Raw genomic sequence first — 26,528 nt, 5'->3', positions numbered from 1 at the left:
TTTATTGGGGTAGATTTTCCACTTTTTTGCATTTGCGCTTCGTTCCACACGCTCAGAGCTTGGGGTTTCCACTTTCTTTGAACCAACAGATTTGAGATCAGTTCCAGCTATCGCAATTGCCTCGTTTTGGGTGTTAGGTGCTGGGTGTTGGGGTTAAGACAGGGCTTGAGGTCTACTTGCCCGTTCGAGTCTATAGGTTCTCCATGGATAGACTTTTCTTTCACTGCCATCTTTTCTCATTCATTGGAACTCATCGCTGAGCCCGGACGTATACCTCATGGTGCATTGTGCTGCCGAGCCGGATTGACATAGCAGGACTCATCCATTATACTCGAATTGGGCAGCGCGGGTGTGCTGCCCATCATTGCGATTATGGGCTCACTAAACTGAGTTATGGGGGTATGAAAGTGGCAGAAGCCATAGTTGTCCAGGGACTCAAAAAGGTCTATAAGGGCCACCTGGGAGACAGCTTTACTGCTGTCGATGACCTGAGCTTTCAGGTAAACCAGGGAGAGATTTTCGGTTTTATCGGACCCAACGGAGCGGGAAAGACCACCACCATCAAGATGCTGCTTGGTCTGTTGTTCCCGACGTCGGGAAAAGTGACCGTGCTGGGTAAACCGGCGGGCGATATTGAGGCAAAGAAGCGTATCAGCTACTTGCCCGAAAGCCCTTATTTTTATGAGCATATGACCGGAGTCGAGGTTCTCGACTTCTACTGTAAACTTTTCAGAATGGACGCAGCCAGCCGTAAGCGCAGAATCGGCGAGTTGCTTGAACAAGTCGGCCTCACCAACGACGGTACCAGGGCACTGAGGCAGTATTCTAAGGGTATGCTTCAGAGGATCGGAATTGCTCAGGCGCTGATCAACGATCCCGACCTGCTTATCTTCGACGAGCCGACTTCCGGCCTCGACCCCATCGCTCACAAGGACATTCAAGACCTTATTCTTGCTCTTAAGGGGCAGGGGAAAACAGTCTTCGTCAGTTCGCACCAGCTTACCGATATTGAGAGCGTCTGCAGCAGGGTCGCCATTATAAACCGAGGCAAGCTCGTTAAGCTCGGCTCCATGCAGGAACTGCTCAACATCGGCAGAACGGTCATAACGCTGTCGGCTCCGAAAGAGGGTCTGGCTGAAGCAGTAAAGCCGTTGGCCGAGAGAGTCTCGGTCGAGGGTGAGCTTATGCGCGTATACGCCGATACTGAAGAGAACGTTCACAACGTGCTGGATGCCGCGCGCGGCAAGTCGTGCCTGGTATCGGTCGTGCCGCAGAAGCAGACTCTTGAAGATTTGTTTGTTGAGATAGTAAGGGAGGGACGCAAGTGATTATCTGGTCCATCGCTAAAACAACCGTCGGCGACGCCATGAGGAAGAAAGTGCTTCAGATATTCCTGGTGGTCGCTATAGGTCTTATTATTATATCGCTCTCGTTCTCGCAGACCCTTTCTTTCTCTACCAGGGAGGGCTCGTCCACGGATATTATGCTCGTCAAGAGCTTCGGCCTGGGGCTTATGGCAATGGCCGGGTGGCTGATCAGTCTGGTGATGTGTGTATCGCTGATCCCGCAGGAGATAGAGCGCCGCACGATCTACACAATCCTTGCAAAGCCCGTTAAGCGATATGAGTTTATTATCGGTAAATTCCTCGGAGCAATGCTCACGCTTGGGATATGCGTTGCATTTATGGGAGTCGTTTTTATAGGTGTGGTGATGGCCAAAGCGCACGGGGCGTCAGTGGCCGCGGCGGCAGCCACCACAGGCATATCGTCAGCGGAAGCCGGTGTTCAAAAGGTCCAGATGTTTGATATCAACATGCTCTGGAGTGTGGTGATGATATATCTGCAGTTTGTGGTGCTGAGCGCCTTGGTACTGCTTTTTTCGGTATTTCTGACTCCAACGGTAAACTTCTTTATGGGCTTGGGTGTCTACATCATAGGTGTTATGGCCTCAATGACCGAGACGCTTGCCAATTCCGAATCAATGAACCTGGTGCTCAAGGGTTTTTACAAGATCGTACACATGATCATACCTAACTTCGACAAGTTTAATGTCACCAATACTCTCCTTCATCCCGAAGCTCATATTACCAATGTCATGAGGTATACGGGTCAGGTGGCCGTTTACGGCATCTTCTATGCTCTGCTTATGATGATGCTCGCGATTATCATATTTGAGAAGAAGGAAGTCTAGCCATGGGCGAAGGGAAAAGAAAACTTCTAATAGCTCTGGCATTGCTTGTTTTCATCGCGATAGGCGCGGTGCAGAGCGTTATCGACCCTGTGCAGGTGAAGATGCGCCAAAAAGAGATGTCGGTGACCGGCAATGACAGCAATGATCTGATGGTCCAGCTTCCGGGGCAGTTCATACTGGCTTCAGCGCTGGGGTTTAAGGAAGTAGTTGCGGGAGCGCTGTGGGTCCGTGCGGACACATTCTTTCACATGGGCCAATATCAGGCGATTGTGCCGATAGTGCGACTTGTGACCTGGCTCGATCCGCATAATATCGATGTTTTCACTACAGGAGCTTGGCATCTGGACTACAACTTTGTTGACGATGATCAGATGTCGGACAAACGCTATATCCCTGCGTCTATTGCACTGCTTAAAGAAGGCATCGCGAACAACCCGAATACATGGGACCTTTACTTTGAACTTGGCTGGACACATTACAGCAAGAAACTCGGTGATGAGCAGAAGGCTCTTTACTATATCAAAAAAGCGACCGAGCATGAGGGCTATGATGTCAATACAGGCAGAAAGCTCCCGCGCCCAGAGTTTGTCGATAGAATGCTTGCTCACCAGTATGAGAAAGTCGGAGATTTTGACAAGGCGGTAGATGAGTGGTATAAGTCGAGGAAGCGCACTCAGTGGCTGATTAAAAATCCTCTTGCGACCACATTTGCGGACAATGTCTCACTCGATATTTGTGATCGAAACCTCTCGCTGCTGCTTATGCGTATAGGCTGGCGCTACGGCGATATGAAGAGATACAAAGAGGGTCTCGACATTGCAATGCGCCTTGATAAAGGCTCGAAAAACCCGACTGAATGGCAGCTTGCGACTCGGAGCGCAGAGAAAGACTATGAGCGCCGTCTGGCTTCCGGCCAGTCGTTTGGGGACGCGCTGAAGCCTCTTAACACTGATTTTCAGGTCAACTTCAAAAGAGTTGCGCCGAAGGTCTTTATCATATCGGGAAAAGTGAATATTGTCAGCTTCTCCGAGTATAATGGACTTGCTTCAGAGCCTTTCACGCACTGGTATGCGGAGAACGAGAAGCTTCCTGCTGACCGTAAGGTTCTCTGGCGTGACGGCAGCAGACTCAATTGGAAGATCGAGGATTATGGCTATGTAATGCCCGATCTGAAGACTTTTAGTTGGAAACTGGACACGGATCAGACCGTGGTCTGGGACAATATCTGCATATCCGGCGGGTCGTTTTCACGTAAGATCGACCTGAGCAAGAACGATGAGTTCTATCCGTTCCATGCCAAAAAATATAAGCTGACTGTTTGGGTTACGCCGCAGCAGCCCGGTTGTCCCGATTATGTTCAAGACCGTATCGGCTGGAATGGCGAGGCGTTCAGAGACAAATTGCTGGATACGAAAATGATTCCCGGGTTCAACTGTCTGAAGTGGGAAAAGGTCCTTACGCAGGACGAACTTGTAGGCAAACCCGAACCCGTAAAGAAAACAAAAAGAATGCCAGCTTAGCACGCAATTTAAGCGGATATTGAGCATGGGGTGTGATGCGAAAATCGCGCCCCATCATATATTGCAGGCCGGTGTATAACCGTGGTATAATTATGTACCTGCAAATCGGCAGGGACCCAGCAGACATTCATCGGACACGCTTGCGCGTGCCGGAATTTATTAACGAGGTGGATTTTAGTGGCTGAAAAAGGCAAGCTCGGTAAAAACGCAAGAGTTTCGACCCGGTTTGGAAAGGCCGAGGTACAGACCGTAATTGAGAACGACAGCTCTCGAGGCAAAGTATTCGTAGAAGTAAAGAAGCTCCTTACGGAGGCGGGGCTTGGTTTCCAGAACCTGAGTTCTTCGCATCCGATCATAGTAAATAAAGGCTGCTTCGAGCAGGCCCTGAGCGTTGTAAAGGGCGCTCTGGTAGACGGCGACAGCTCCCGCTACATAGTGGAAAAAGAAGAAGCGGGTCAGGCGATCTTGGTGGAGAATACTCCCAAGGAACCGGCCAGAATGATCATTAAAGAAAGCCCGTTCGCCTGGTACGCCGCAGGCTAATCGGGATTTGTCTTAAGCAAAAAACGGCTCACCCCGCATAGTCCGAGGTGAGCCTTTTTTGTTTACGATTAGTCCGACATTGCGACACGCACGCGCGCAGGGCGCAGCACTCTGCCGTTTAGCGTGTAACCCTTCTCAAGTTCGTCCACGATTGTGTTTTCAGGATAATCATCGGTCTCCACTCGCATCAGCGCTTCATGCAGCTCAGGGTTAAATTCCTGACCAACCGAGTCGATAGGTTCCACGCCCTGTTTGGTGAGCATATCGTGAAGCTGTCGGAGAGTGAGCGATACACCCTCGACCAGAGCCTCATAACTGTTGTTTTCTTCGGCTGCCTGCACTGATCTCTCAAAATTGTCGATTATCGGCAGCAGGGTAGATATAACTTCTATTCGCGCATAGTCACACGAGCGAGCGGTCTCCTCGCGCTGGCGTTTGCGGTAATTATCAAAATCGGCAAGCGTTCTGACATATTTATCTTGCGCTTCCCGGATATCACTCTGCAGCTTATCTATCTCGGCCTGCAGAGTCTCCATATCTGTTACAACTTCTTCGTTGGAAACCTGCTCTATCTCCTCAGGTTCAATTGGGACTTTGTGTGTTGTGTGTTCTTTTTGCTGCTTCATAACATCTCCGCTGATTTTGCTGGAGCGGAAGGTTCCTCCCGCTTTCTAATGATTGTGTTTATCCTAAGGATCGCCTCGGCGACTTCGGCTGCCGTGCTGAGCGCATAAAGCTTTACTCCCGCCGGGTCGACTACGCCGCGCTCTGCCATATTGCAAATCTCACCCGTGTCGCAGTCTATTGCAAGCGAGCAATCGCCTGACTTGCTCTGTGCCGCTGTGACCTCTTCGACTTTCTCCAGAGGGTTGAAACCCGCGTTCGCCACAATCTGGCTCAGAGGCCGCTTTAAGGCTGCCGAAACCGCATCGATCCCATATGACGCCATACCATGTGCGCTTTCTTTGAGCGATAGTATATGCTTTGCCGCGCCTATTTCTATTGCTCCTCCGCCCGCGACAACACCGGTCTTTACAGCAGATTGCACAGCTCCCGCGGCGTCTCTGGCAATCCTTTCACGTTCGTCTTTGACCTCACGCGTCGAGGCTCCTACAATAACCGTAGGCATACCGTGACCGCTGCCGCCGACCACTCTGATATGGTCGAGCCGTTCATCTTCGTATACCCTCTCGCACTCGCCCAGGAAACCTTGCAGCTCAGCAGGTTCCTTTGCGAGACCGGAGCGCTTGACTGTGCGCGCGCCTGTCAGTTCCACGAGCCGGGCAATGTCGCGCGAGGACAAGCGTCTTACTGCCAGCACGCCGGCATCGGTGAGGATTTCTTCCGCGACCGGGTCGATTGCCTTCGCTGCCGCGATGAATGTGATTCCCAGCCCAACGAGCTTTTCGACATCGCGCCTGAACTCGTCCTGAAGTGCCATATATCTTGCAAAGCCGGATTCGGTTGCAAGCGCATCATCTTCTACTTGACCGGGCTCCAGCGCATCGTCGATTATAAAAACTTTGGCATTTTCAACGCATCTGGGCATCTGCCTGCTCACGCGCTGTTTATCCAGGATCACTCCCGTGAACACCTCGTTTTGAGCGCATTCTTTGGCGACTATTGCATCCGCCAGGCAGTAGCCAGGGTCTTTGAGCTTTTCATCGCCAACAAGCCGCGCTGCTTCCACGACCAGGTCTGCGATATCTTCATCGCCGCGCGCAGCCACGAGCGCCACCTGCATCAGGTGCTGCTTGCTGCAATTTTTTACTGACTTGTCTTTAATAAAATCGAGAGCGGCCTTTATGCCAAAGCGTATTCCTTCGATGACTTTGGTCACCGGCACGCCCCTCTGGACATGCGCGAGGCCTTCGGAGATTAATGCGCATGCGAGGATAGCGGTGGTGGTGGTGCCGTCGCCTATTTCATTCTCCTGCGCGCGAGCAGCCTTTATCAGCATTCGCGCCGCCGGATGATTGGTGTCTATCTTGTCGAGGATTGTAGCGCCGTCGTTTGTAACGGTTACGTCGCCGAACTTATCGACGAGCATGCAATCGAGCCCTTTTGGGCCGAGTGTGCCCTCGACTGCCGATGCCAACGCGCTCACGGCAGCCGCATTGGTTACCAGAGCCGATACTCGCTCGTCTCCTTCATTTGAACTGTTTGCCTGTCTGATATTGTTACTCATATATTTATTATTGCACGCATGCCGAGTCAAAGTAAAGAGTGGGATGCCTGAGTGGGTATATAGGGCTGGAGGTGTATGTATTGAGACTAGGTGTGATATTGCTGATTGCTTTCGCTTGTGCTTGTTATGCCGATGAAGACCGTGGATTTCTCCAGTCGCCGCCCGTTTTCATCGACAATATGTACAACTTTCCACTCGCCGGCATGGGCACCGCGACACCAAAGCCCGGTGATACGATCCCGGACTTCGACAGTCTTGTGTACGAGGCCAACAAAGCGAACCGGAATGGTGCAAATGTTCAGCCCAATCTCAACGCAGAGTTCACCGTAACACGATTAGGCGCGCTGCACGGGCTTTCAGAAGACTGGGGCGCTGCATTGTCGATTCCTATCCAGCGGACCGCAATAAGCGGCGAGATTGGAGGGCAGCCTGCCACCGCCACAAACACAGGTCTGGGTAATATCGCAGTGCTCGGCAAGAGAGTCGTCTGGAGGGGCAGGGGGAGCGAGAAAGCAGTCGCGACGTTCGGTGTGGAACTGCCTACAGGCAAAGACGACAGCAATTTTGACCAAAGCAACTCGGTCACAAACGGCTATTATTCGGGTTATCCTCAAAGATACCCGCTCAGTTGGCAGCCGTCGAGCGGCACTTGGAGCGGATATCTCGCTCTGGCATACAGCAAGACTCAGGAGAGACTTTCGTATGAAGCTTTGGTGGCAGGGAAGTTTTATACGCGTGGTGATGAGGATGTTAAGATCGGGAACATATACGTGGGAGCGCTTACGGGAACGTATGGCTTGGCCAGGTTTGCTGCGATATCGGCCAGCGCAGTGCTTCAGGTCCAGGGTGACGATAGTTATCCGAATGCGCCGTCACCTGGTGTCGACCAGCCTTCTCTTGCGGGCACCACGCTTCACGGGACAACTCTTTATATCGCGCCGAGCTTTCGAGTGAATGTAGCAAAAATGGTTACGGTCGGCTTCGGCTGGAGAATCCCAGTCATAGAACCGGACGACGGCCTGGTGCCCGAGGTAAGGAGTTTCCTGATCATTTATCCGAGTCTTTAGGCGGACCGCTTGAGCAGGAAAATTCCGTAGTCGGCAAGGATATTTGGTGCGAACCGGACGTGGTCGCATTTCTGGTCCCCGATCACCAGGTTCGTCTCACGGACAATGGTGAGATCATGCTCCCTGCAAAACCGCCTGAAATCAGCGATGGTCGTCAAGTGGATGTTGGGCGAATCATACCAGTCGTATGGCAGGCGGCTGGTACGCGGCATTGTTCCTTTCAGCAGAAGTTGGAACCGCACATGCCAATACCCGAAGTTTGGTATGGATATGATGCAATATTTTCCTACGCGGGCCGCTTCCTGAATTAGAAAGTCAGGTCTGTGCAGGACCTGGATCGTGTTGGTCAGGATTACGTAGTCCATACTCTGGTCATTGAAGTCCGCAAGCCCTTCATCAAGGTCGCCGTGATAGACGAACAGCCCCTTTGCGATGCACTCCTGTATGGCAGTGTCGGAAAGCTCTATCCCTTGCACGCGCGCGCGTTTTTCAATCTGCAGAGCTTTAAGCAGGTCTCCCTCACCGCAGCCGAGGTCGAGCACACGGCTGCCGGGTTTTACCATCTCCACTATATGCCTGATCTCGGGCTTCAGATTGAGCGATCCGCTGTTTTTTGTCATTTCAGAACTCATCAGCATGTCCGTTCATGGGGTCGGCATATTCCAAAAAACTTTCTATCAGACGGCTGAGCGCATCCACTTCCAAAAGGAACGCATCGTGCCCATAGTCCGACTGAATCTCGGCATAGCTTACATCCACGTTATTGCGCCTCAATGCCGCAACAATCTCCTTGGACATATAAGACGGAAAGAGCCAGTCCGATGAGAACGAGACAACCAGAAAGGCCGATTTTACTCCCGAGAAACTCTTTCGCAGTTCTCCACTCGGCTGGGACAGATCGAAATAGTCCATCGCCTTTGTTATATAGAGATATGAGTTAGCGTCAAAACGCTTTACAAACACATCTCCCTTGTAGTTGAGATAGCTCTCCACCTGGAACTCAGTCACGAAATCGTATTCCGGGTTGGTCTTATCCTGCAGGTTGCGCCCGAATTTCGATGTCATGGACTTGTCGGAAAGGTATGTTATATGTCCTATCATCCGCGCTATGCTCAGACCCCCGCATGGCGTATCGCAGCCATAGTAGTTGCCGTCGTTCCAGTTCGGGTCGACCATGATCGCCTGCCTGCCGACGGCGTCAAATGCGATGGCCTGCGGCGACAGCCTTGCAGTTGTCGCGATAGGTATTGCCATGCGGACCATATCCGGGTAGGAAACAGCCCACTGGAGCACCTGCATGCCGCCCATACTTCCGCCGACCGCGCACATAAGCTGCTTTATCCCGAGATGATCTATTAGCGCCTTTTGCGCCTGGACCATATCAGGTATTGTCACCATCGGGAAGTTGAGCGCATAGGGCTTGCCTGTGATCGGGTCGATCGACTTGGGACCTGTGCTGCCCTTGCATCCGCCGATTGTGTTTGAGCAGATAACAAAATACTTGTTTGTGTCGAACGCCTTGCCCGGCCCTATCATATTGTCCCACCAGCCCAGCGATTTTTCTTCACCGGCGTGGGTCCCGGCGGCATGAGCGTCGCCGGTAAGAGCATGACAGACCAGTATGCAGTTGCTTTTGTCGGCGTTCATCTCGCCGTAGGTCTCGTAGGCGAGCGTGATCGGCCCGAGCCTACGCCCGCATTCGAGATCAAGCTCGTTTGGGGATTCGGCGAAGGTGAAATACTGTGTTTCTACTGTACCGACCGATCCGGTTTTAGGCATTATCTCTGCGATTCCTTCAATGCCTGATCGATGTCCGCCAGGATATCATCAACGTCCTCGATGCCGATGGACAGGCGAATGAAATCATCGGTAACGCCCGCGGCCTCGCGCTCACTTGACGAGAGCTGCTGATGGGTCGTGCTGGCAGGATGAATCACAAGCGAACGGCTGTCGCCAATATTGGCCAGATGCGAAAGGAGCTTGACCGAGTTTATAAACTTGATCCCGGCCTCATACCCGCCTTTAATCCCGAAACCGACCATACTGCTGCAGCCCTTCGGCAGGTATTTACCGGCCAGCTTATGACCGGGGTGGCTTGCCAGCCCAGGATAGTTGACCCAACTGACTGCTTCATGCGCCTCCAAAAACTTTGCAACGGCAAGAGCGTTTGAGCTGTGTCTTTCCATGCGCAGTGAGAGCGTCTCTATTCCCTGCAATATCAAAAATGCATTGAACGGGCTCATCGTCGGCCCTATGTCTCTCATAGCGCTGACTCGCGCCCGGGTAATATATGCTTCCGCGCCGAAAGTCTGTGTGAACGACATGCCATGATAACTTGGGTCAGGCTCGACCAGATCTGGGAAATGGCGGTTTTTCCAGTCAAACTTACCGGAGTCTACTATGACGCCGCCCAGTGATGAGCCGTGCCCGCCCATCCATTTTGTGAGCGAGTGGATTACGATATTCGCTCCCCATTCTATGGGTCTGCATAGATACGGCGTCGCGACGGTATTATCGATAATAAGAGGAATGCCTGCCTCATGAGCGATATTCGCTATCGCCTCGATATCGACCACATCCAGCTTTGGGTTGCCGAGCGTTTCCATATACAAAAGCTTTGTCTTGGGTGTAAGCGCCCTGCGGAAGTTTTCAGGGTCGGTCGCGTCGACGAATATGGCGTTTATCCCGAGCCTGCGAAGTGTGCTGTTAAAGAGCGTGTATGTGCCGCCGTAGAGAGCCGTCGAAGAGACTATGTCGTCTCCAGCTTTTGCGATGTTGACGACCGCCAGTGTCTCCGCTGCCTGACCGGATGCAGTCACCAGTGCGGCGGCTCCACCTTCAAGTGCAGCCACGCGTTTTTCGAGCACTTCCAGGGTCGGGTTTTGAAGCCTTGTGTACATATAGCCGGGCTTTTCCAGCGCAAAGAGACCGGCAGCCTGGTCTGTATCCTTAAAGACGTAGGATGTCGTTTGATATATAGGTACAGCTCTGGAGCCTGTAGGGTCTATCTCATGGCCCGCATGCAGAGCGTTTGTGTCAAATGCGTAGTTTTCAGACATGATTCGTGCTTAATCCTCCAGCTATTTGAGAGCATACCACTTTTGCGAATGACTTGCAATCTATGAGACAGTTCAATTTATGGGAACAAAGAAAGCTCGGCGTGAGCCTCGCCCTCCCGGCAAGCTCGTCATTGGGAGAACAAAGCTCCTGCTTTCCGGCTAACTGAACTCTTATCCAGCCACAGCTTCTTCTAAGACCTATATAGACCGACGCATTATCTACGGCAAATCCGGTATTGAGAATTCAGCCCAACTGAGGAAAAATAGATATGGATTGCAGAGATTTCGATACCCATGATAGCAACTGCAAGGAGGCATTAATGTTCGGCCGTTCTTCAAGAAAGATTGACCTGCCAAGCATGCCGGCCACATTGGCGCGTATAATACAAGTTACTAATACGCCGGATTCCACAGCAGAACAGCTCTCAAAAGCTGTAATGTTTGACCAGTCTTTAGCCACTAAAGTGCTGCGCCTGGCCAACTCGGCGTATTTCGGCAGACGTACAAAAGCAGAGACCATAACAGAAGCTGTAGTGACATTGGGATTTGCATCGGTGAGAAACCTTGCAGCTTCGGCGTCTGTGGTTGAGGCGCTCTTTCCGAAGAGATTGTTTGTTGGTTTCAACTGGCAGGACATGTGGACTCACTCAGTTACATGCGCAGTGGCGGCCGAGTGTATTTATGGCTGTGTCGGCATGAGTTCGCAGGAGAGCAACGAGTCCGCTTTTCTTGCCGGGCTGCTTCATGATATAGGCAAGCTTATAATAGCTCGTGCCCTTCCCAATCGGTTTATGCAGATAGTCGAAGCCTGCAGAGAATATAATTTCGAGATGGTGCGTGCTGAAAATAACTACCTGAGTACAAACCACAGTAAGATAGGCTATGATCTTGCTCAGCAGTGGGACTTTCCTGAAAAAATAAGCGCGGGAATAGCATATCATCACATGCCCGAGGATGCCTGTGAGCACGAGGACCTTGCCAGGGTCGTCCAAGCGGCGAATATGCTTGCCAAGAGACTCGGCAGGAACTATCTGGTGGGAGTCCCGATTGATATAAGTCTGAGCGATATTGCTGAAGCCGCCGGAATGCCGATTGGGGATGTAAGTTTCGTGGTCGATCAAGTGCGTGACAGGATGAAGCAGTGTGGCGAGCTTCTATCATGGGCGGACAGGATGCCGAGCCAGAAGCAAGCTGCGTAGGTATAAATATTCTGGATGGATTGGGTGGGTCATTAATTACATCTAATCATCCAGGCGTGTGTCAGCAGATATCTAGATGAGTTGCAGTTCGTCGCATGAATCACGCCATTGAGGAATGCGTTCCGTCAAACCAATGTTCATAAGATATTCCATGTCCAGGTAGTTCTCCAGATTATGGCCATTGGCTGCATGATCATAGGCGTCGGCAAAATGAACGGCAATCAGCGGATTAAACGTTGTTGCTCCGCTGTTGTCAAGTTTGTGGTGGAATGCAATGATCTCAACAATTGTTTCCGGCAGGCCCCAGAGCCCCAATAGATATGCCCCGACTTCTGCATGAGTGGCATTAAATACAGCCTTTTCTGCGCTATAAGAATGGCAGTCGTCGGATTTGGCAATATTCATGGCTTTGTGGTAATCATCGGGCGATTTCCATGCAAGCACGAGTTTACCGATATCATGGAGCAATCCGCTCGCTATCGTTTCTTCCGTTGCCTGTACATCAAAGCGTTCGGCCTTCAATAATACCCGCACCAGGCTGCCCACGCGCAGACTATGTTCATAGATCTGTTCGATATCGACAGCATTCGTTTTTTTGGATGCGAATGATGAGAAGACCTCAGTTATCGACAACAGCATCTTTATGGAGTCTATTCCCAGGATCGAGACTGCCTGCGCGGCATCTGAGACTCGCTGTCTTACTCCAAAGAAAGCTGAGTTTGACATTTGGAGAATTTTTGCAGTGATGGCCGGATCCTTTTCTATTGTTGCGCCTATACGTGCTATCGACGGTTCAGGTTTTTCGAGCTCTTTGTTGAGTTCCTGACTTATAATTGATGAGCTTGGCAACACGTCCATGCCTGTTACTACTTCTCTGAGATGTTCGCTGTCGAGCAAGTCACGGAGAGCGCAGGCGGTAGTAACGGTAGATTTGAGCGTGTCCGGTTCGCACGGCTTTGATAGAAACCTGTGTGTGTAGCCGAGGCTTTTTATGATTGCTCGACGCTCCGCATGCCCGGACAGCGCTATTCTCACAATGCGCGGGTGATGAATCTTTAGCTCAGAGAGAAACTGTATTCCATCCATCTCAGGCATCTGGATGTCCGAGACCACAACATCGTAGTCAGACTGTGAAACCAAGTCCAATCCCTCTTTAGCACTCTGCACAAAATGCATTTCCCATTCATTGCGCATATTGTGCAGTAGTCTCTCTAGGCCCTGGAGGACACATGGATCATCGTCAACGAAGAGTATTCTAACCATTATGCTGCCTTCCTTGCAACATCCAAGCTTTCGTCATGGAACTGGTCTTTGATCTCATCCTGGATTGTGAATATTCTGTTCAATGAAGCTTCGAAGGCTGCAAATACATCAGGACTATAATGAGTGCCTTGTTCACTTCGCATAATTTCCAAAGCCTTTTCATGTGAGAAAGCCGGTTTATATGTACGCGCCGTGCTTAACGCGTCATATACATCGGCTATAGCAACTATAAGCGCTTCAATTGGTATTTGGTTTCCTGCTAATTGCCGTGGATATCCATCCCCATCCCAGCGTTCGTGATGAGCCAGAGCAATTGACGCAGCCATCTCAATGAGATCGTTATCATCGGATGCGCAACCAGCTTGCGCAGAAGTGGACGATATCCATGGCGAGCATTGGTCCGAATGCGGCTGAGCCAGAATCTTGGCTCCAATTTCACAATGTTTCTGCATGATAGCGCGTTCTTCAGGCGTCAAAGTCCCGCATTTTTTCAATATCGCATCGGGAATCCCGATCTTGCCGATGTCATGCAGCGGGCTGGTAAGAAACAGACGCCTAATGAAATCTTGATCCGCGCCCATCTCTTCAGCAATTGTTTTGCAATAGTATCCGACGCGCAGCACGTGATTGCCTGTTCCTTCGTCTCGGTATTCTCCGGCTTTTGCCAGCCGCCAGATCATTTCAAGCCGTGATTGCTCAAGCTCGGCAGTGCGATCCCGAACTCTGGTTTCCAGGCTCTGATTCATAGTTTTGAGTTCGTCCTGGGATTCCTTTAGTCTTATTGCGCTGCTGATACGCGCGATCAAGTCTTCGCGCACTACCGGCTTGCCAAGAAGATCGGTAGCGCCAAGTTCAAGCGCACGCTGTTTTAGGGTGCTCTCATCACTGCCTGTGAGCATAATCACCGGGATATCACATGTGAGTTCGGACGACATAATCATTTGCAGCAGTTCCAAGCCGTCTTTCACACCCATGCGGAAATCCGTGACGACCACATCCGTGCTCTCTTGCGCCAGCGCTTCAATAGCCTCGTCGGCGCTGTTCGCGCTGCTCATCTTCCACTGTCCGGCCTTTGTGTGAAGTGAGCGGAACAAACCCGCCAAGAAGTTCTGGTCGTCATCTACAAAAAGTATGTGTTTTCGAGACTCCATATGTTGTGATTATGCCGCCTGACGCATTAATGGTATTCGGATGATGAACGTGGTGCCTTCACCTTCCTTGGATTCAAATGAGATCGTGCCATTGTGCTTGTTCACCACAATCGATCTGGCCATCGCCAGCCCTTGCCCGGTCCCTTTGCCGACACTCTTAGTTGTGAAGAACGGCTCGAATATCCTCTGGCGTATAGCTTCAGGGATGCCTGTGCCGGTGTCGCTGACTCGTATTTCAGCCCAGTCTCCGGCGTGCAAAGTGCTTACAGTTATTATCCCCTTTTCCTCAGTGCCTCTTGCTTCGCGCGCATCCGTAATGGCATGTGATGCATTAACTATTAAGTTCAGCACTACCTGATTAAGATCGTTTATCATGCATGGCACCAGCGGCAGATTTGGATCGAGTTTTGTTTCAAGGATCGCGACATACTTCCACTCGTGTCTTGATACGGCAACGGTGCTTTCTATGGCGCCGTTAAGGTCCTCATCGGATTTTTCCGCGCCGCCCGGGTGGGAGAACTGCTTTAGAGCGCGCACGATTTTTGCGACACGATTGACTCCTTCAAGTGACTGTTGGGCAGCCTTTGGAATCTCCTGAGCCAAATACTCTATGTCGGCTTCATCTGCTTTCCGATCAATCTCATCGAGCGTTTCATTATTGAGAGTGCCTTCCCTTGCTTTTGCAAGCGCCCGAGTCTGGGCATCGAGCAAATCCAAAACCTGGCCAAGCGAATCTTGAATGAACCGAGCATTGTCACCGACATACTGAATAGGCGTATTTACTTCATGGGCAATACCCGCAGCTAATTGACCTATTGACTCAAGTCTCTGCGCGTGCAGAAGTTGCATCTCAAGTGATCGGACCTCGGTGATGTCGGAACCGACCACCAAAAATTCCCAAGCATTGCCCTCTTCGTCCAAAATGGGAGCTATTGTCAGCATCAGTGCAATTGATCTTTCATCGGGGCATATCACAGTTACATTACCAAGTTTAGTCGGCTCAGCCGCGTGTATTGCGTTCAGTATTTCTCTTGGCGTTTCAGTATCTTCAAATCTCAGTCCGGCATCGAGCAATTCTCGTCCGATAGCCACGGCAGCCTCTATGCCGAGCATGTTTTCAGCAGCCTTGTTCCACTTGCGGATAATGCCTTTTGAATCGCATAAGATAAGCGCTGAGGATATGGATGACAGCAGTCTTTCGTTTTCACTAATTTCGTTTATCAGCGCAGTGTTTGTTTTGGCGAGTTCATCAGTTCTTTCTTCGACCCTGACCTCAAGTTCATCGTGCGCTCTTTGCAATGCTTCTTTTGCTTTTTTGAGTTCAGTGATGTCTACGAAACTCTCAACCAGTAGTGGCTGCCCATCGATTATTGTTGATGCCACTGTTTTTAGCACTGGAATCTTCGAACCGTCTATTCTCAACAGCACACGTTCAGAGTTGTCGATGGTCTGATTGAGGTCGGTGATCGGACAGTGCCCGACATCCGATGGACAGATGCATTTGTGACATATATGGCCTGCGATTTCGTCTTCAGTTGCGCCGATCATCTTAACAGCAGTTGCATTCGCATCTACTATGGTATGTTTTTTCGGGTCGACAATTATTACACCAATCTGAACAGTATTCAGAATAGATTTAAGTATTTGCTCGTTTTCGACGGTATTATGCAATGAGGATATAGCTTTACACATTGTTTAGTAAACACCTCTAAGTTAAATATCGGAATTCACAGGCGCTCTCTCAAGGTTATAGTGAGCAATCTTACAGTAATAAGTCCATGATTTATGAGGTCAGAATTTGAAAAATCCCTCCAGGCATTTTGCATGGAGGGATTTATAAAATCAACTATGGTTATTTTAGCTATAACTACTTCATATAGGCCAGAGTTTTCGCTGCCACTGATTCAGGCGTGAAGCCGAATTTTTCGGCAAGCACCTTATACGGCGCAGACGCTCCGAAGCGGTCCATGCCGATAATCAAGCCTTCGTCGCCTGCATATTTGTCCCATCCGAATGGTATTCCGGCCTCGACAACTATCCGCTTGCTGATGGACGGCGGGATCACGCTGTCCTGATAGGCTTTGTCCTGAGCCTTGAATATCTCCATGGACGGCATAGACACCACTCGCGCCTTGATACCCTTTTCAGCAATTATATCAGCCGCTCCAAGAGCTGTCCCTACTTCCGAACCGGTAGCGATCAGCACAACATCGATCTTATCGGCATCGCGCACAACATATGCGCCTTTGGCAAGCTGCTTGGCCTTTGCAGGGTCGTCGTTTACCGGGCTGAGGTTCTGTCTGGTGAGAGCGAGCACTGTCGGGCCGTCCCTGTGCTCCAGCGCCCATGTCCATGCCATCGCAGTCTCGGCTGTGTCGGCAGGCCGGATCACTGTGACGTTCGGGATCATTCTCATGGAAGCTATCTGCTCGATAGGCTCATGAGTCGGGCCGTCCTCACCGACAAAGATGCTGTCGTGAGTAAATACATAGACCACCTGCTGCTTCATAAGGGCGGCCAGGCGGATTGTCGGGCGCATATAGTCACAGAAAACCAGGAATGTTCCGCCGTAGGGGATTACGCCGCCGTATACGGCCATTCCGTTCATCGCCGAACCCATAGCGTGCTCACGGACACCGAAGTGAATGTTTTTGCCGAGCGGGTTCTCTTTTGAAAAGTCTCCGCCGCCTTTGACATCCGTCTTGTTGCTTGGGCAGAGGTCAGCCGATCCGCCCCAAAGTGATGGGACCAGCTTGGCGAGTTCCTGAATCGCTGAACCGGATGAAGCGCGGGTTGCGGTAGGCTTTACACAGTCGAGCTTACCCAGAAGCTGGTCAGCAAGGTCAGCGGGAACTTCTTTGCTCATCATCTTATTCCAGAGGTCGGCAAGTTCCGGGAATTCCTGTTTATATTTCTTGAACATCTCCTGCCATGCGTCATAATCGGGTAAAAGCTCCTTGGCGCGAGCGGCGAAGAGTTCTTTTACTTCATCGGGGATATAAAACGGCTTGTCTGTGGGCCATCCGGCGCATTCCTTGGCAGCTTTTGCCTCATCGGGTCCGAGAGGTTCACCGTGAGCGCATGCTTTTCCACACTTGTTGGGAGCGCCGTTGCCGATCTTGGTTCGAGCAATAATCAGGCTCGGTTTATCGGTTACTGCCTTAGCCTTGGCAAGAGCTTCGGATGCGGCGCACCTGTCGTGACCGTCAATCATCTGCACATGCCAGCCGTAGGACTCAAAGCGCATCTTTACATCATCCGAATATGTCAGGCAGGTAGAGCCTTCTATACAGATCTGGTTGTCATCATATATCGCTATGATATTTCCCAGGCCGAGATGTCCAGCCAGACTGCACGTTTCGTGGCTGAGGCCTTCCATCATGTCGCCGTCACCAAGGATCACATAAATCCAATGGTTGATCACGTCATAGCCGGGCTTGTTGAATATTGCCGACAATCGGCTTGCTGCCATGCCCATACCAACGGCATTGGCAATTCCCTGGCCAAGCGGGCCGGTTGTAGTTTCGATTCCTCTGTCAAGATCGAACTCAGGGTGGCCTGGTGTGGCGCTGCCCCACTGTCTAAACTGCTGCAGCTCTTCGTAAGGTATATTAAAACCGGCAAGATGAAGCAGCGAATACAGCAGCATAGAGCCATGGCCGCCGGAAAGGACAAACCTGTCTCTGTTCGGCCATTTTGGGTCCTTTGGGTTGTAGCGCAGAAACTTTGTCCATAGCACATAGGCATAGTCTGCCGCGCCCATTGGCAGACCTGGATGGCCGCTCTTAGCCTTTTCGATGCCGTCGACCGCCAGGAACTTAATTGTGTTTACGGCGAGGTCGTCGAGCCTCGCGTCTATAATCGCTTGCGACATTAATTCACTCCAGAGTATGTTTTTGTCTAAACCTCATATATTGTAGCGCGTATTGGCCGAAGTGTCGATGGAGGCGCTAAGCGAAAAGTGCTATAATAATTTTGGAAAAATGGAGCAGCATACACTCAAAGTTCTTGAGTTCGAAAAAATAATAACGAAACTGCAGAGCCAGGCGGCCTGCGCCCTGGGGCGGGAGGTCGCCAGCCTTTCGTACCCGACCACTCATCTGGATATTGCCAGGCGCAAGCAGCAGGAGACGAGTGAAGCCCGCGCAATACTTCAATACGAGGGCAATATACCATTCGGCGGGATCGAAGATGTGCGGAACTATGTCGAGCGAGCGTCTGTCGAAGCGCTGTTGCAGCCTTCAGACCTGCTCGCGATTCTCAACACTCTGCAGGGCACCAAGCGCCTCGGCACATTTCTGCGCAGACAGGGTGAGAAATACCCTATCATGGGCGGGCTCGGCAGTGAGATCGAGTTCTTCGTGCCGATTGAGAACGCTATCTCCGGCTCAATTGCGCAGAGCGGGGATGTGCTCGACTCCGCGAGCGCCTCTCTTGGTCGTGTACGCTCAGAGCTTCGGACGGTCCAGTCACGCCTTACTGAGAAGATGAACTCATATCTCCAGGGCAGCGCTTATAAGACAATTATTCAAGAGCCGGTCATAACAATCCGCAGTGACCGCTATTGCATCCCGATCAAATCCGACCACAGGGGCCAGTTCCCAGGAATAGTGCACGATGCCAGCGCATCCGGCGCTACACTCTTCATAGAACCGGCGGCTGTAGTCGAACTCGGAAACAAACGCAAGCAGCTTGTCGTGAAAGAGCGCGAAGAGGTCGAAAAAGTACTTGCAGGGCTTACATCTCGTGTTGGCGAGTATGGCAGTCGAATTCTAGCCACGCTAAATGTAGTCGGCCTGATCGACGCCATCGCAGCCCGAGCTAAACTCAGTATCGAACAGCGCGCGACTTCACCATTTTTGAATGACACCGGCATGATCGATCTGATGTCGGCGCGCCACCCCCTGCTTGAGGGCGAGGTTGTCCCTATTGATATGAGCCTGGGCAAAGATTTCAATGCGCTGCTCATTACCGGCCCCAACACGGGCGGTAAGACGGTTGCTTTGAAGACTGTCGGCCTGCTTACCCTTATGGCTGCCAGCGGAATGCATGTTCCGGCTGAACCGGGCACAGAGCTTGCGATCTTTGAAAATGTTTACGCAGATATTGGTGACGAGCAGAGCATCGAGCAGTCCTTGTCGACCTTTTCTTCGCACATGAACAATATCGTGCGCATCACAGGCGGATCCAATAGAAATACGCTGGTGCTGATGGACGAAGTAGGTGCGGGGACTGACCCAGCCGAAGGTGCGGCGCTTGCAAAGTCTATTGTCGATTATCTGCTTAACAAAGGCTCGCGTGTTATAGCGACGACTCACTACGGCGAGCTTAAGGAATATGCGTATCTGCGCGATGGTGTTGAAAACGCATGTGTCGAGTTCGACCCTGAAAGTCTGCGGCCCACATACAGGCTGATGATAGGTATTCCTGGCAGCAGCAATGCGTTTGCTATTGCCGGGCGTCTTGGCCTGGATAAGTTGATAATAGATGCCGCAAAAGAGAGCATCGGCAATCAAGAGCAGGCATCAGAAGAGCTTATCCGCCAGATTGAGGAGAGCCACAAGGCGGCAGCAGAGCAGAGAAAAGCCGCGGAGCGCCATGCCCGTGATGCCGAACTTCTGCGTCAGCGCTATGAGCAGCAGCTCGGCGGAATAGAGAGCATAAAGAGCCGCGTCGAGACCAAGACCAAGCAGCGCGCCGAAAGCATTATCGAAGCCTATTCCAGAAAACTCGAAAACACTCTCGAACAGCTCGCAGCGCAAAAGGCGGATACAAAACGCGCCCAGGATCTCAAGAAGAAAGCCGAGAAACTTATAGACCAGCTCGATGAGCAGACAGTCAAACGCGTAGAAGTTGCCGAGCAAAAAGAAGAGAAACTGGATAATGGCACGGCTCTATCGCCCGGGACCCGCGTAGGAATAGCCGGAGTAAACCAGGACGGTGAGATAGTGGAGCCGCCGGAAGCCGGTAAGGTCGTAGTTATGATCGGCGCTATGCGGGTAAGTGTCCCGCTATCGTCACTGCGCAAGCCGCGCTCGCAGTCCGTGCAAGAGATTCGTCCGCAGAGATCACAGGAAAGTATCAGTCTGCAAAAGGCACGGGATTTTCATTCCGAGATTCATCTGCGGGGCATGCGTGTCGAGCCTGCTCTGATCGAGCTGGACAAATATATTGACGATGCGCTGGCGGCGGGAGCGATGTCCGTTCGCATAGTGCACGGCAAAGGGACCGGCCAGATGCGCCAGGCCGTCTGGGAGTATCTGCGGACTCATAAGGGAGTGGGCTCATACCGTCTCGGCGAGCAGGAAGAGGGCGGTTCCGGGGTCACGATTGCAGAGATGAAAAGGTAGTTTATTATTATGAAACACAAATTCGTTCTGGCGATATTGATTCTGTTGTATGTTATCGCTAGTCCGACCGCCTGTCTGGCAGCAGGCAGCGCGAGCGCATCGCCCGATCATGTCACACTGACCTGGGCAGACAACCCGGCAACCACGATGACAGTCACATGGCGGACCGATAATACTACAGCAACAGGCTCAGTTGAGTATCAGAAATATCAAAAGTCAGCAGCGTTTACTGCCAATGCCAAGTATGCAACCTCTCACTCAGCGGACTTCACTACCGACCTTCAGGCGACCCATCTCTTTACAGCCACACTTAAAGGTCTCGAACCCAACACCAAGTATCTGTATCGAGTCGGAAATCAAGGCCATTGGAGCGCCAACCATTCATTTACAACCGCTAACCCGAGTTCCAAGAGTTTCAAATTTCTTGTCTTTGGTGACAGCCAGAGTGTTGCCGACGGCAATTTTCCGTATGGAGTCTGGAGCAAGACTCTGCACAATGCCTATAGCGCAAATCCTGACGCCAGGTTCTTTGTAAATATGGGAGACCTCGTCGACACGGGTCAGAGCGGTGCGCACTGGAATGCATGGTTTAGCGCTGCAGCCGGGGTTATCGACACAATCCCGATAATGCCTGTGGTAGGCAACCATGAAACGCGCGGTTCTTTGGATACGAGAAGACCTGCATACTGGAAAGCCCAGTTTTATCTGCCGCAAAATGGCCCGTCGGACCTGAAAGACCAGGCTTATTCGTACGATTATGGCCCCGTCCATTTTGTGGTTCTCGATAGCCAGCAGAGTGAAGAAAAGCAGTATGGCGACATACTTACTCCGCAGAAGAAATGGCTTGCCGCCGACCTTGCCGCATCCAAATCGCCCTGGAAGATTGTCTTCCTGCACAAAAGCGCTTACTCGCTTATGGTCGGCCGAGAGAACAAAGACATTCGGAATGCATTTTGTCCTGTATATGACCGATATCATGTCGATGTCGTATTCAACGGACACGATCATTCAGTAGGGCGCACATTTCCGATTAAGAATGAGGCCTATATGTCAAAGCCGTCGCAGGGGACTATATATTACAGCGCCGGGCGCAGCGGCACTAAATATTACAATCAAGTATGTAAAAGAGACTGGAGCAAGTTCTTTTATAATCCGACGGATCAGCCGGACTATCTGGTCGTAGAAGTGGCCGGCGCTAAGCTCACAATCACAGCGTTAAAGACTGACGGCGCCATAATAGATGAGTTTTTTATCGATAAAAAGAAAGATATCAATTCGGATACTTCGCATAGTTTGGGGAAGAGGTAAAATGCCAGTTTCCCGGGAAGACATACGAGGATTATTAACAGCGGCGCGAGAAGCTCGTGAGAACGCATATGCGCCGTATTCTGGTTTCAAAGTCGGCGCTGCCGTCTTGTGCGATTCGGGCAAAGTATATGCGGGCTGCAATGTCGAGAATGCGTCATACGGTCTGACTGTCTGTGCGGAGCGCATCGCCATCCTGAAAGCTGTGTCAGAAGGCGAGAGACATATAAAAGCGGTCGCGATAGTGACGGACGGCCCTGAGATTGCGCGCCCATGCGGAGCGTGCTTGCAGGTGATCGCCGAGTTTAGTGATGAGAATGATCCTGTTGTCATTGCATCGGGTAATGTGAGATTGGATTATGATATCTTCGATCTGGCGGATTACCTGCCCAGGCCGTTTCATCTAAATAAATGTGAGGATTGAAAGTCGATCGTCGGGGATTTGAATCCCAGACGCCTGTTACCGGAACTTTAGTCCCTTAGTCAATGTAGAAAGATGCAGGACTAAGAGGGGATGTATATCCCCCATACATAGGTCCAGGATTCAAATCCTGGACCATCAAAAAAACAGCTGACTGAGCGGTTACGAGTCAGGACTCTTAGCTCTCCACTCTCCACTCTCAGCTATCTTGGGAGAGTATTGTGAGAAAGGCAATTCAGTTCGGAGCCGGCAATATCGGGCGAGGTTTTGCAGGGCAATTATTCAGCGAGTCCGGCTTCGAGGTAGTGTTCGTAGATGTCGTGAAGGACTTGGTCGATCTTATAAATGAGCGCAGGTCATACCCGATCAGAATGGCATGTGATCAGCCGTGGACAGTAACTATCAACAATGTCCGGGCAGTGAGCGGGCTGGATATCCCTGCAGTGGCAGAAGAGATAAAGACAGCCGACCTTATGTGCACTGCAGTAGGTGTAAATGTCCTACCTAAGATTGCCCCGACTATAGCAGCCGGCGTTAAGGCGCGGGCCGAAGCGGGTATCGATAAACCGATCAACATAATCATCTGCGAAAACCTGCAGAATATGGGTCCGTTCCTTAAGGGTGAGGTCAAAAAGGCTCTGCCCGAGGAGTATCATGCCTATCTTGAGGATAAGATAGGCTTTGTTGAGAGCGTGGTCGGGCGGATGGTTCCGGTTATGAGCGCAGAGCAGAAGAGTGAAGATCCGCTGCTGGTCATAGTCGAGCCTTATAAGCATCTGCCAATATCCAAAGCAGCCATCAAGGGCGAGTGGTTTGATATAGCGAACATAGAGCCTGCGGACAATTTCCAGAGTTTTGTGGACCGCAAGCTTTATGCGCATAACGCCGGTCATGCGACAGCCGCCTACCTGGGCTATCTCAAGGGCCATAAATTTGTTTGGGAAGCTATGGGAGATGAGCAGATAGCCAAAGAGGTCAGAGCCGCTATGGAAGAGACGGGCAGAGCGCTGGTAAAGAAACACAATCTCGACCCAAAGGCTCACCAGGCACATGTAGACGATCTGCTCAGCCGGTTCGCCAATGCAGCGCTGGGCGACCAGGTCGCAAGGGTAGGGGGCGATCCTATGCGTAAACTCGGTCCAAATGACCGTCTTGTGGGCGGCGCGAAACTTGTTGAGGAGTGCGGCATGTTCCCTGAGCATATGTGCAGAGCGATCGCTGCAGCGCTTCATTTCGACTTGCCGACCGACCCTACAGCCCCAAAGGTTCAGCAAATCGTTAAAGAACGTGGTGTGGCAGGAGCGCTCAGCGAGATCAGCAAACTGTCGGAAGACTCACAGATAACCAATGAGGTCGTAAGGCAATACGACCTGGTGCATAAGCAATAAACGCCATTGAACGCGGTTTAATGGTGTGAAGTAAAGAAAGAGGAAAGTAATATGTCGTACATGTTCGATGAAGTCCATGCCCAGCCCGGTATCGTAAACAAGCTTGCGAAAGAAGAGCTGGAAGCGGCTGCCAAATTGGCTGCCGAAATCAAGGCAAAGGACGTAGACAAGATTTTGATTGCCGCCCGCGGCACATCGGATCACGCAGCGATCTACGGCAAGTATCTGTTCGAGATCAATAATGGTCTGACTACAGCGCTTGCAGATTGCTCGTCGTTTACTCTCTATCACGCCAAGATGAAGCTAGACAAGGCGCTTGTCATCGGTATTTCGCAGTCCGGTGAAGCTACCGATGTCGCCGAATACCTAGAAGATTCAAAAAAAATGGGTGCGATCACTCTCACGATCACTAACGAGCCCGGCTCCAAGTTGACCAAGGTTGCTGATCATACTCTGCTTTGCCATGCCGGCAAGGAATTGGCGGTTGCAGCAACAAAAACTTATACTTCCACACTGGCAGTGCTCTATCTGTTGAGTGCATCACTCCGCGATGATAAATCAGAAGTTGAAAAGCTATCTGCTGCTGCGTCTGCAATGCAGGCTGCATTTGAAACTGAAGAGCAGATTAAGGACCATGCCGAGCGTTTTAGATATATGGGAAACGGCTATGTGATTTCTCGTGGCCTCAACTACTGTAATGCAAAGGAAATGTCTCTGAAGCTGGCTGAGACCTGCTATGTAGGTATGCTCGGCTATTCATCTGCTGATTTCCAGCATGGCCCGATTGCTGCAGTCCAGGAAGACCAACCGTGCTTCCTGATTGCGCCTCCAGGCAAGGCCTTCGAAAACATGAAAGAGATTGCTCAGAAGTTGAAAGAGCGACATGCGGAGACCATTATAATCAGCAGTGAAGATGAAATCTTGGAGCTGGCCACAAGGCCGATCAAGATGCCTTTTACCGTCGATGAAGAACTCAGCCCGCTGGCATATATCATACCGGGACAGTTGATTGCATACTATCTTGCAAACGCAAAGGGTTACGACCCGGACCGACCGAGAGGACTGAGCAAAGTAACGCTTACCATGTAAAAAGCAATAAACATAAGAAGCACCAGCCTGTGCTACACATCCTGCCCTGTTTCAGATCCCGCATATTCTGGGAAAAAAGCAGTTAATGCAGGGTGGGAGGTTGTTGTAATGGCGACTATTGCAGTTGTTTTGTTGAGCGGGCTGGTGCTTCTTACGGGCATTTCTATATACAGCGCATTGATGCTGTCCAAGCGCACTGATGAGATAGTAACAAACAAGGATGATGAGGATGAGTCGCCATCGCCCCTAATTGTCCACTTTCCGGATTCTGTAATGCGTACTGGTGACCTTGGCTAGCTACTTCTTTCGCCTTCCACGACCTTCTTTGATAATCATTACGGCGCTGATAAGTGCGCAAGCGTACGCCAGCCAGTCTCCTGAGCGTGTGTATGGGGTGAGATCAGTCAGCGGCTCGATCTTGCCGGATACGATTCCCCGCTTGAATATGCCGAGGTCGGTTCGCACTCGCCCGTATGGGTCGATTATAGCCGAGATGCCGGTTGCAGCTCCCCGCACGACATAGCGCCTGTTTTCGACAGCTCTCAACTGTGACATCATCAGGTGTCCCTGCGCAGCCGAAGTGCGCTCAAACCAGGCGTCATTGGTTATCACAAACAGGGCATGCGCGCCGTTTTTCGTTTCGTTGCGCGATATATCGGCAAACAAAGACTCAAAGCAGATGCTGACACCGATCCTGCCGATACTTGTTTCTACCAGATGGTGAGATCTTCCAGGCAATACATCCTGATCGCGAATGCCGTAGTATTTCAAAAACGGCAGGTAATTCCTCAAGGGCACAAACTCGCCAAACGGCACCAGACGCACCTTGTGGTATGTCCCCATATTCTCTCCATCTGGGCCATAGCACATAGCGCTGTTATAGTTCAGCGGATTGTGCGGATCGGACGATGGAGTGTAGCAGCCTATGATATAAGTCGCCTTGCTTTTATATGCGAGGCCGGAGAGGATACTTCCCCAGGCGGAGTCGGTTATTGTTGTAGGAAGAGTAGTCTCGGGCCACACTATAATTTTTGCGCCCTTATCGACTGCATCACTGCTCATTGTGGAGTATGTGACGTATGTGTCGGCGAGATAGTCCATATCAGGCACCACATCCTGATCGACATCGCCCTGGATTATCGCGACTTTTGTGTCCGGATGCATGCGGGGCGCCATCCGTATTATGGCGGTTCCGGCGCTCCATGCCGTCAGCAGTGAAATAAGTGCAATTGCTGCTGCGCATACTCGTCTTTTAGATTTGGATAATATACTTTCCGCCAGTGACAGGCTTACAAGGCAGACGAGAAAGTCTATAACCCAGGGCCCGGCCAGTGAGGCAAGCTGCAGTATGGGAAGATTAGCGGCCTGTGTGTGTGCGAAGCTTCCCCAATTGAATGCGTATGGGCCCAGTGAGCGCAGCCACTGCAGAGTTGTCCATACGGCTGGCACTACAATGTATCCTATTGGTCCTATTCTTCGAGGCGCGAATTTGGTTACGGCAGCAGCAAATGCAGCAAAAATCGCTGCTTCTATTATAGCGACCAAAATCCACGGCAGATATCCGAATATTGATATCCAGTATAGTATCGCGCCGAAGTAAATCAGTCCCGTAATAAGGCCGCAGAAAGCAGCCTGACGCATTCTTTTATTGTTGATCGCTATAAGCAGAGGCGCAAGTCCTATCCATGCCAGGGGCCATATTCCCGGCCTGGGCATGGACAGCGCCAAAATCAGTCCCGATATGATTGCTAATAAGAGATTACGTTTTTGCATTCTTTGCGTTATAATGGCTCC

General features: G+C 51.2%; 22 protein-coding genes. 12 read left to right on the top strand and 10 right to left on the bottom strand.

The genetic code is table 11. The features are described 5' to 3' along the window. The first annotated feature begins 401 nt into the window (after positions 1 to 401). The 4 genes from ABFD83_05260 (at position 402) to ABFD83_05245 (ending at position 4,254) form a co-directional block, all read left to right on the top strand. Positions 402 to 1,328 carry an ABC transporter ATP-binding protein gene (locus tag ABFD83_05260; GenBank protein MEN6356477.1) on the top strand — a complete coding sequence of 309 codons (927 nt, stop codon included), beginning with the start codon at positions 402 to 404 and terminating at the stop codon, positions 1,326 to 1,328. After that, the gene (locus tag ABFD83_05255; GenBank protein ID MEN6356476.1) at positions 1,325 to 2,191 is read left to right on the top strand and encodes an ABC transporter permease subunit; all 867 of its coding nucleotides are present in this window, start codon (positions 1,325 to 1,327) and stop codon (positions 2,189 to 2,191) included. Before ABFD83_05260 ends, ABFD83_05255 begins: the two co-directional genes overlap by 4 nt. Before the next feature lie 2 nt (positions 2,192 to 2,193). Continuing rightward, the gene (locus ABFD83_05250; GenBank protein ID MEN6356475.1) at positions 2,194 to 3,711 is read left to right on the top strand and encodes a hypothetical protein; all 1,518 of its coding nucleotides are present in this window, start codon (positions 2,194 to 2,196) and stop codon (positions 3,709 to 3,711) included. 177 nt (positions 3,712 to 3,888) lie between these two features. Beyond that, positions 3,889 to 4,254: a hypothetical protein gene (locus ABFD83_05245; protein ID MEN6356474.1), complete on the top strand. Its 366-nt coding sequence runs from the start codon at positions 3,889 to 3,891 to the stop codon at positions 4,252 to 4,254. A 68-nt stretch (positions 4,255 to 4,322) separates the two neighbouring features. On the opposite strand, the gene grpE is transcribed toward ABFD83_05245, so the two are convergent. Further along, a complete protein-coding gene (grpE, locus tag ABFD83_05240) occupies positions 4,323 to 4,880 on the bottom strand; it encodes a nucleotide exchange factor GrpE (GenBank protein MEN6356473.1) in 558 nt (185 codons plus the stop codon). Then, positions 4,877 to 6,442 (bottom strand): TCP-1/cpn60 chaperonin family protein, encoded by a 1,566-nt coding sequence (locus ABFD83_05235; protein ID MEN6356472.1) that lies wholly within the window; start codon positions 6,440 to 6,442, stop codon positions 4,877 to 4,879. The genes grpE and ABFD83_05235 overlap by 4 nt, the downstream gene beginning before the upstream one ends. Before the next feature lie 80 nt (positions 6,443 to 6,522). Between ABFD83_05235 and ABFD83_05230 the strand changes: the two genes are divergently transcribed. Then, on the top strand, positions 6,523 to 7,509 hold the full coding sequence (locus ABFD83_05230) for a hypothetical protein (protein ID MEN6356471.1): 987 nt from the start codon (positions 6,523 to 6,525) through the stop codon (positions 7,507 to 7,509). On the opposite strand, the gene metW is transcribed toward ABFD83_05230, so the two are convergent. The 3 genes from metW to ABFD83_05215 are packed head-to-tail and all read right to left on the bottom strand — an operon-like array spanning position 7,506 to position 10,568. After that, positions 7,506 to 8,129, bottom strand: a complete 624-nt coding sequence (gene metW / locus ABFD83_05225) for a methionine biosynthesis protein MetW (protein ID MEN6356470.1) — start codon at positions 8,127 to 8,129, stop codon at positions 7,506 to 7,508. The two genes, ABFD83_05230 and metW, sit on opposite strands and share 4 nt — an antisense overlap. 1 nt (position 8,130) lies before the next feature. After that, positions 8,131 to 9,288: a homoserine O-acetyltransferase gene (locus tag ABFD83_05220; protein ID MEN6356469.1), complete on the bottom strand. Its 1,158-nt coding sequence runs from the start codon at positions 9,286 to 9,288 to the stop codon at positions 8,131 to 8,133. Then, complete coding sequence (locus ABFD83_05215; protein MEN6356468.1) at positions 9,288 to 10,568, bottom strand: O-acetylhomoserine aminocarboxypropyltransferase/cysteine synthase family protein; 1,281 nt, start codon at positions 10,566 to 10,568, stop codon at positions 9,288 to 9,290. Before ABFD83_05215 ends, ABFD83_05220 begins: the two co-directional genes overlap by 1 nt. A gap of 320 nt (positions 10,569 to 10,888) precedes the next feature. Here ABFD83_05215 and ABFD83_05210 point away from each other — a divergent pair, with 320 nt between their 5' ends. Beyond that, on the top strand, positions 10,889 to 11,767 hold the full coding sequence (locus ABFD83_05210) for an HDOD domain-containing protein (protein ID MEN6356467.1): 879 nt from the start codon (positions 10,889 to 10,891) through the stop codon (positions 11,765 to 11,767). A gap of 72 nt (positions 11,768 to 11,839) precedes the next feature. Here the strand turns inward: ABFD83_05210 and ABFD83_05205 are convergent, their stop codons facing one another. The 4 genes from ABFD83_05205 to tkt form a co-directional block, all read right to left on the bottom strand. Next, entirely contained in the window at positions 11,840 to 13,030 is a 1,191-nt protein-coding gene (locus tag ABFD83_05205) for a response regulator (protein ID MEN6356466.1), read from the bottom strand. Then, positions 13,030 to 14,181 (bottom strand): HD domain-containing phosphohydrolase, encoded by a 1,152-nt coding sequence (locus tag ABFD83_05200; protein MEN6356465.1) that lies wholly within the window; start codon positions 14,179 to 14,181, stop codon positions 13,030 to 13,032. Before ABFD83_05200 ends, ABFD83_05205 begins: the two co-directional genes overlap by 1 nt. 9 nt (positions 14,182 to 14,190) lie before the next feature. Then, complete coding sequence (locus ABFD83_05195; protein MEN6356464.1) at positions 14,191 to 15,873, bottom strand: ATP-binding protein; 1,683 nt, start codon at positions 15,871 to 15,873, stop codon at positions 14,191 to 14,193. Between the two features lie 175 nt (positions 15,874 to 16,048). Then, on the bottom strand, positions 16,049 to 18,055 hold the full coding sequence (tkt, locus tag ABFD83_05190; GenBank protein MEN6356463.1) for a transketolase: 2,007 nt from the start codon (positions 18,053 to 18,055) through the stop codon (positions 16,049 to 16,051). A 109-nt stretch (positions 18,056 to 18,164) separates the two neighbouring features. Between tkt and ABFD83_05185 the strand changes: the two genes are divergently transcribed. The 6 genes from ABFD83_05185 (at position 18,165) to ABFD83_05160 (ending at position 25,031) form a co-directional block, all read left to right on the top strand. Then, positions 18,165 to 20,531 carry an endonuclease MutS2 gene (locus ABFD83_05185; protein ID MEN6356462.1) on the top strand — a complete coding sequence of 789 codons (2,367 nt, stop codon included), beginning with the start codon at positions 18,165 to 18,167 and terminating at the stop codon, positions 20,529 to 20,531. Between the two features lie 9 nt (positions 20,532 to 20,540). Further along, positions 20,541 to 21,839, top strand: a complete 1,299-nt coding sequence (locus ABFD83_05180) for a metallophosphoesterase family protein (GenBank protein MEN6356461.1) — start codon at positions 20,541 to 20,543, stop codon at positions 21,837 to 21,839. A 1-nt stretch (position 21,840) separates the two neighbouring features. Beyond that, a complete protein-coding gene (gene cdd / locus ABFD83_05175) occupies positions 21,841 to 22,260 on the top strand; it encodes a cytidine deaminase (GenBank protein ID MEN6356460.1) in 420 nt (139 codons plus the stop codon). A 218-nt stretch (positions 22,261 to 22,478) separates the two neighbouring features. Next, positions 22,479 to 23,645 (top strand): mannitol-1-phosphate 5-dehydrogenase, encoded by a 1,167-nt coding sequence (locus ABFD83_05170; protein ID MEN6356459.1) that lies wholly within the window; start codon positions 22,479 to 22,481, stop codon positions 23,643 to 23,645. A gap of 51 nt (positions 23,646 to 23,696) precedes the next feature. Beyond that, a complete protein-coding gene (locus tag ABFD83_05165; protein MEN6356458.1) occupies positions 23,697 to 24,734 on the top strand; it encodes an SIS domain-containing protein in 1,038 nt (345 codons plus the stop codon). Between the two features lie 108 nt (positions 24,735 to 24,842). Then, positions 24,843 to 25,031: a hypothetical protein gene (locus ABFD83_05160; GenBank protein MEN6356457.1), complete on the top strand. Its 189-nt coding sequence runs from the start codon at positions 24,843 to 24,845 to the stop codon at positions 25,029 to 25,031. Here the strand turns inward: ABFD83_05160 and lnt are convergent, their stop codons facing one another. Further along, on the bottom strand, positions 25,032 to 26,507 hold the full coding sequence (gene lnt / locus ABFD83_05155) for an apolipoprotein N-acyltransferase (GenBank protein ID MEN6356456.1): 1,476 nt from the start codon (positions 26,505 to 26,507) through the stop codon (positions 25,032 to 25,034). Positions 26,508 to 26,528 lie beyond the last annotated feature (21 nt).

The organism is Armatimonadota bacterium, from assembly GCA_039679645.1.
Lineage (GTDB): Bacteria > Armatimonadota > UBA5829 > UBA5829 > UBA5829 > UBA5829.
This window is presented reverse-complemented; position numbering and strand designations above follow the sequence as displayed.

Bases quoted from the DNA above. Each gene is read 5' to 3' on its own strand.
- ABFD83_05260 (MEN6356477.1), top strand. From the start codon at position 402: ATGAAAGTGGCAGAAGCCATAGTTGTCCAGGGACTCAAAAAGGTCTAT.
- ABFD83_05165 (MEN6356458.1), top strand. From the start codon at position 23,697: ATGTCGTACATGTTCGATGAAGTCCATGCCCAGCCCGGTATCGTAAAC.
- ABFD83_05185 (MEN6356462.1), top strand. From the start codon at position 18,165: ATGGAGCAGCATACACTCAAAGTTCTTGAGTTCGAAAAAATAATAACG.
- ABFD83_05220 (MEN6356469.1), bottom strand. From the start codon at position 9,288: ATGCCTAAAACCGGATCGGTCGGTACAGTAGAAACACAGTATTTCACC.
- cdd (MEN6356460.1), top strand. From the start codon at position 21,841: ATGCCAGTTTCCCGGGAAGACATACGAGGATTATTAACAGCGGCGCGA.
- metW (MEN6356470.1), bottom strand. From the start codon at position 8,129: ATGACAAAAAACAGCGGATCGCTCAATCTGAAGCCCGAGATCAGGCAT.
- ABFD83_05210 (MEN6356467.1), top strand. From the start codon at position 10,889: ATGTTCGGCCGTTCTTCAAGAAAGATTGACCTGCCAAGCATGCCGGCC.
- ABFD83_05195 (MEN6356464.1), bottom strand. From the start codon at position 15,873: ATGTGTAAAGCTATATCCTCATTGCATAATACCGTCGAAAACGAGCAA.
- ABFD83_05160 (MEN6356457.1), top strand. From the start codon at position 24,843: ATGGCGACTATTGCAGTTGTTTTGTTGAGCGGGCTGGTGCTTCTTACG.
- ABFD83_05215 (MEN6356468.1), bottom strand. From the start codon at position 10,568: ATGTCTGAAAACTACGCATTTGACACAAACGCTCTGCATGCGGGCCAT.
- ABFD83_05180 (MEN6356461.1), top strand. From the start codon at position 20,541: ATGAAACACAAATTCGTTCTGGCGATATTGATTCTGTTGTATGTTATC.
- ABFD83_05235 (MEN6356472.1), bottom strand. From the start codon at position 6,442: ATGAGTAACAATATCAGACAGGCAAACAGTTCAAATGAAGGAGACGAG.
- tkt (MEN6356463.1), bottom strand. From the start codon at position 18,055: ATGTCGCAAGCGATTATAGACGCGAGGCTCGACGACCTCGCCGTAAAC.
- ABFD83_05205 (MEN6356466.1), bottom strand. From the start codon at position 13,030: ATGGTTAGAATACTCTTCGTTGACGATGATCCATGTGTCCTCCAGGGC.
- grpE (MEN6356473.1), bottom strand. From the start codon at position 4,880: ATGAAGCAGCAAAAAGAACACACAACACACAAAGTCCCAATTGAACCT.
- ABFD83_05200 (MEN6356465.1), bottom strand. From the start codon at position 14,181: ATGGAGTCTCGAAAACACATACTTTTTGTAGATGACGACCAGAACTTC.
- lnt (MEN6356456.1), bottom strand. From the start codon at position 26,507: ATGCAAAAACGTAATCTCTTATTAGCAATCATATCGGGACTGATTTTG.
- ABFD83_05250 (MEN6356475.1), top strand. From the start codon at position 2,194: ATGGGCGAAGGGAAAAGAAAACTTCTAATAGCTCTGGCATTGCTTGTT.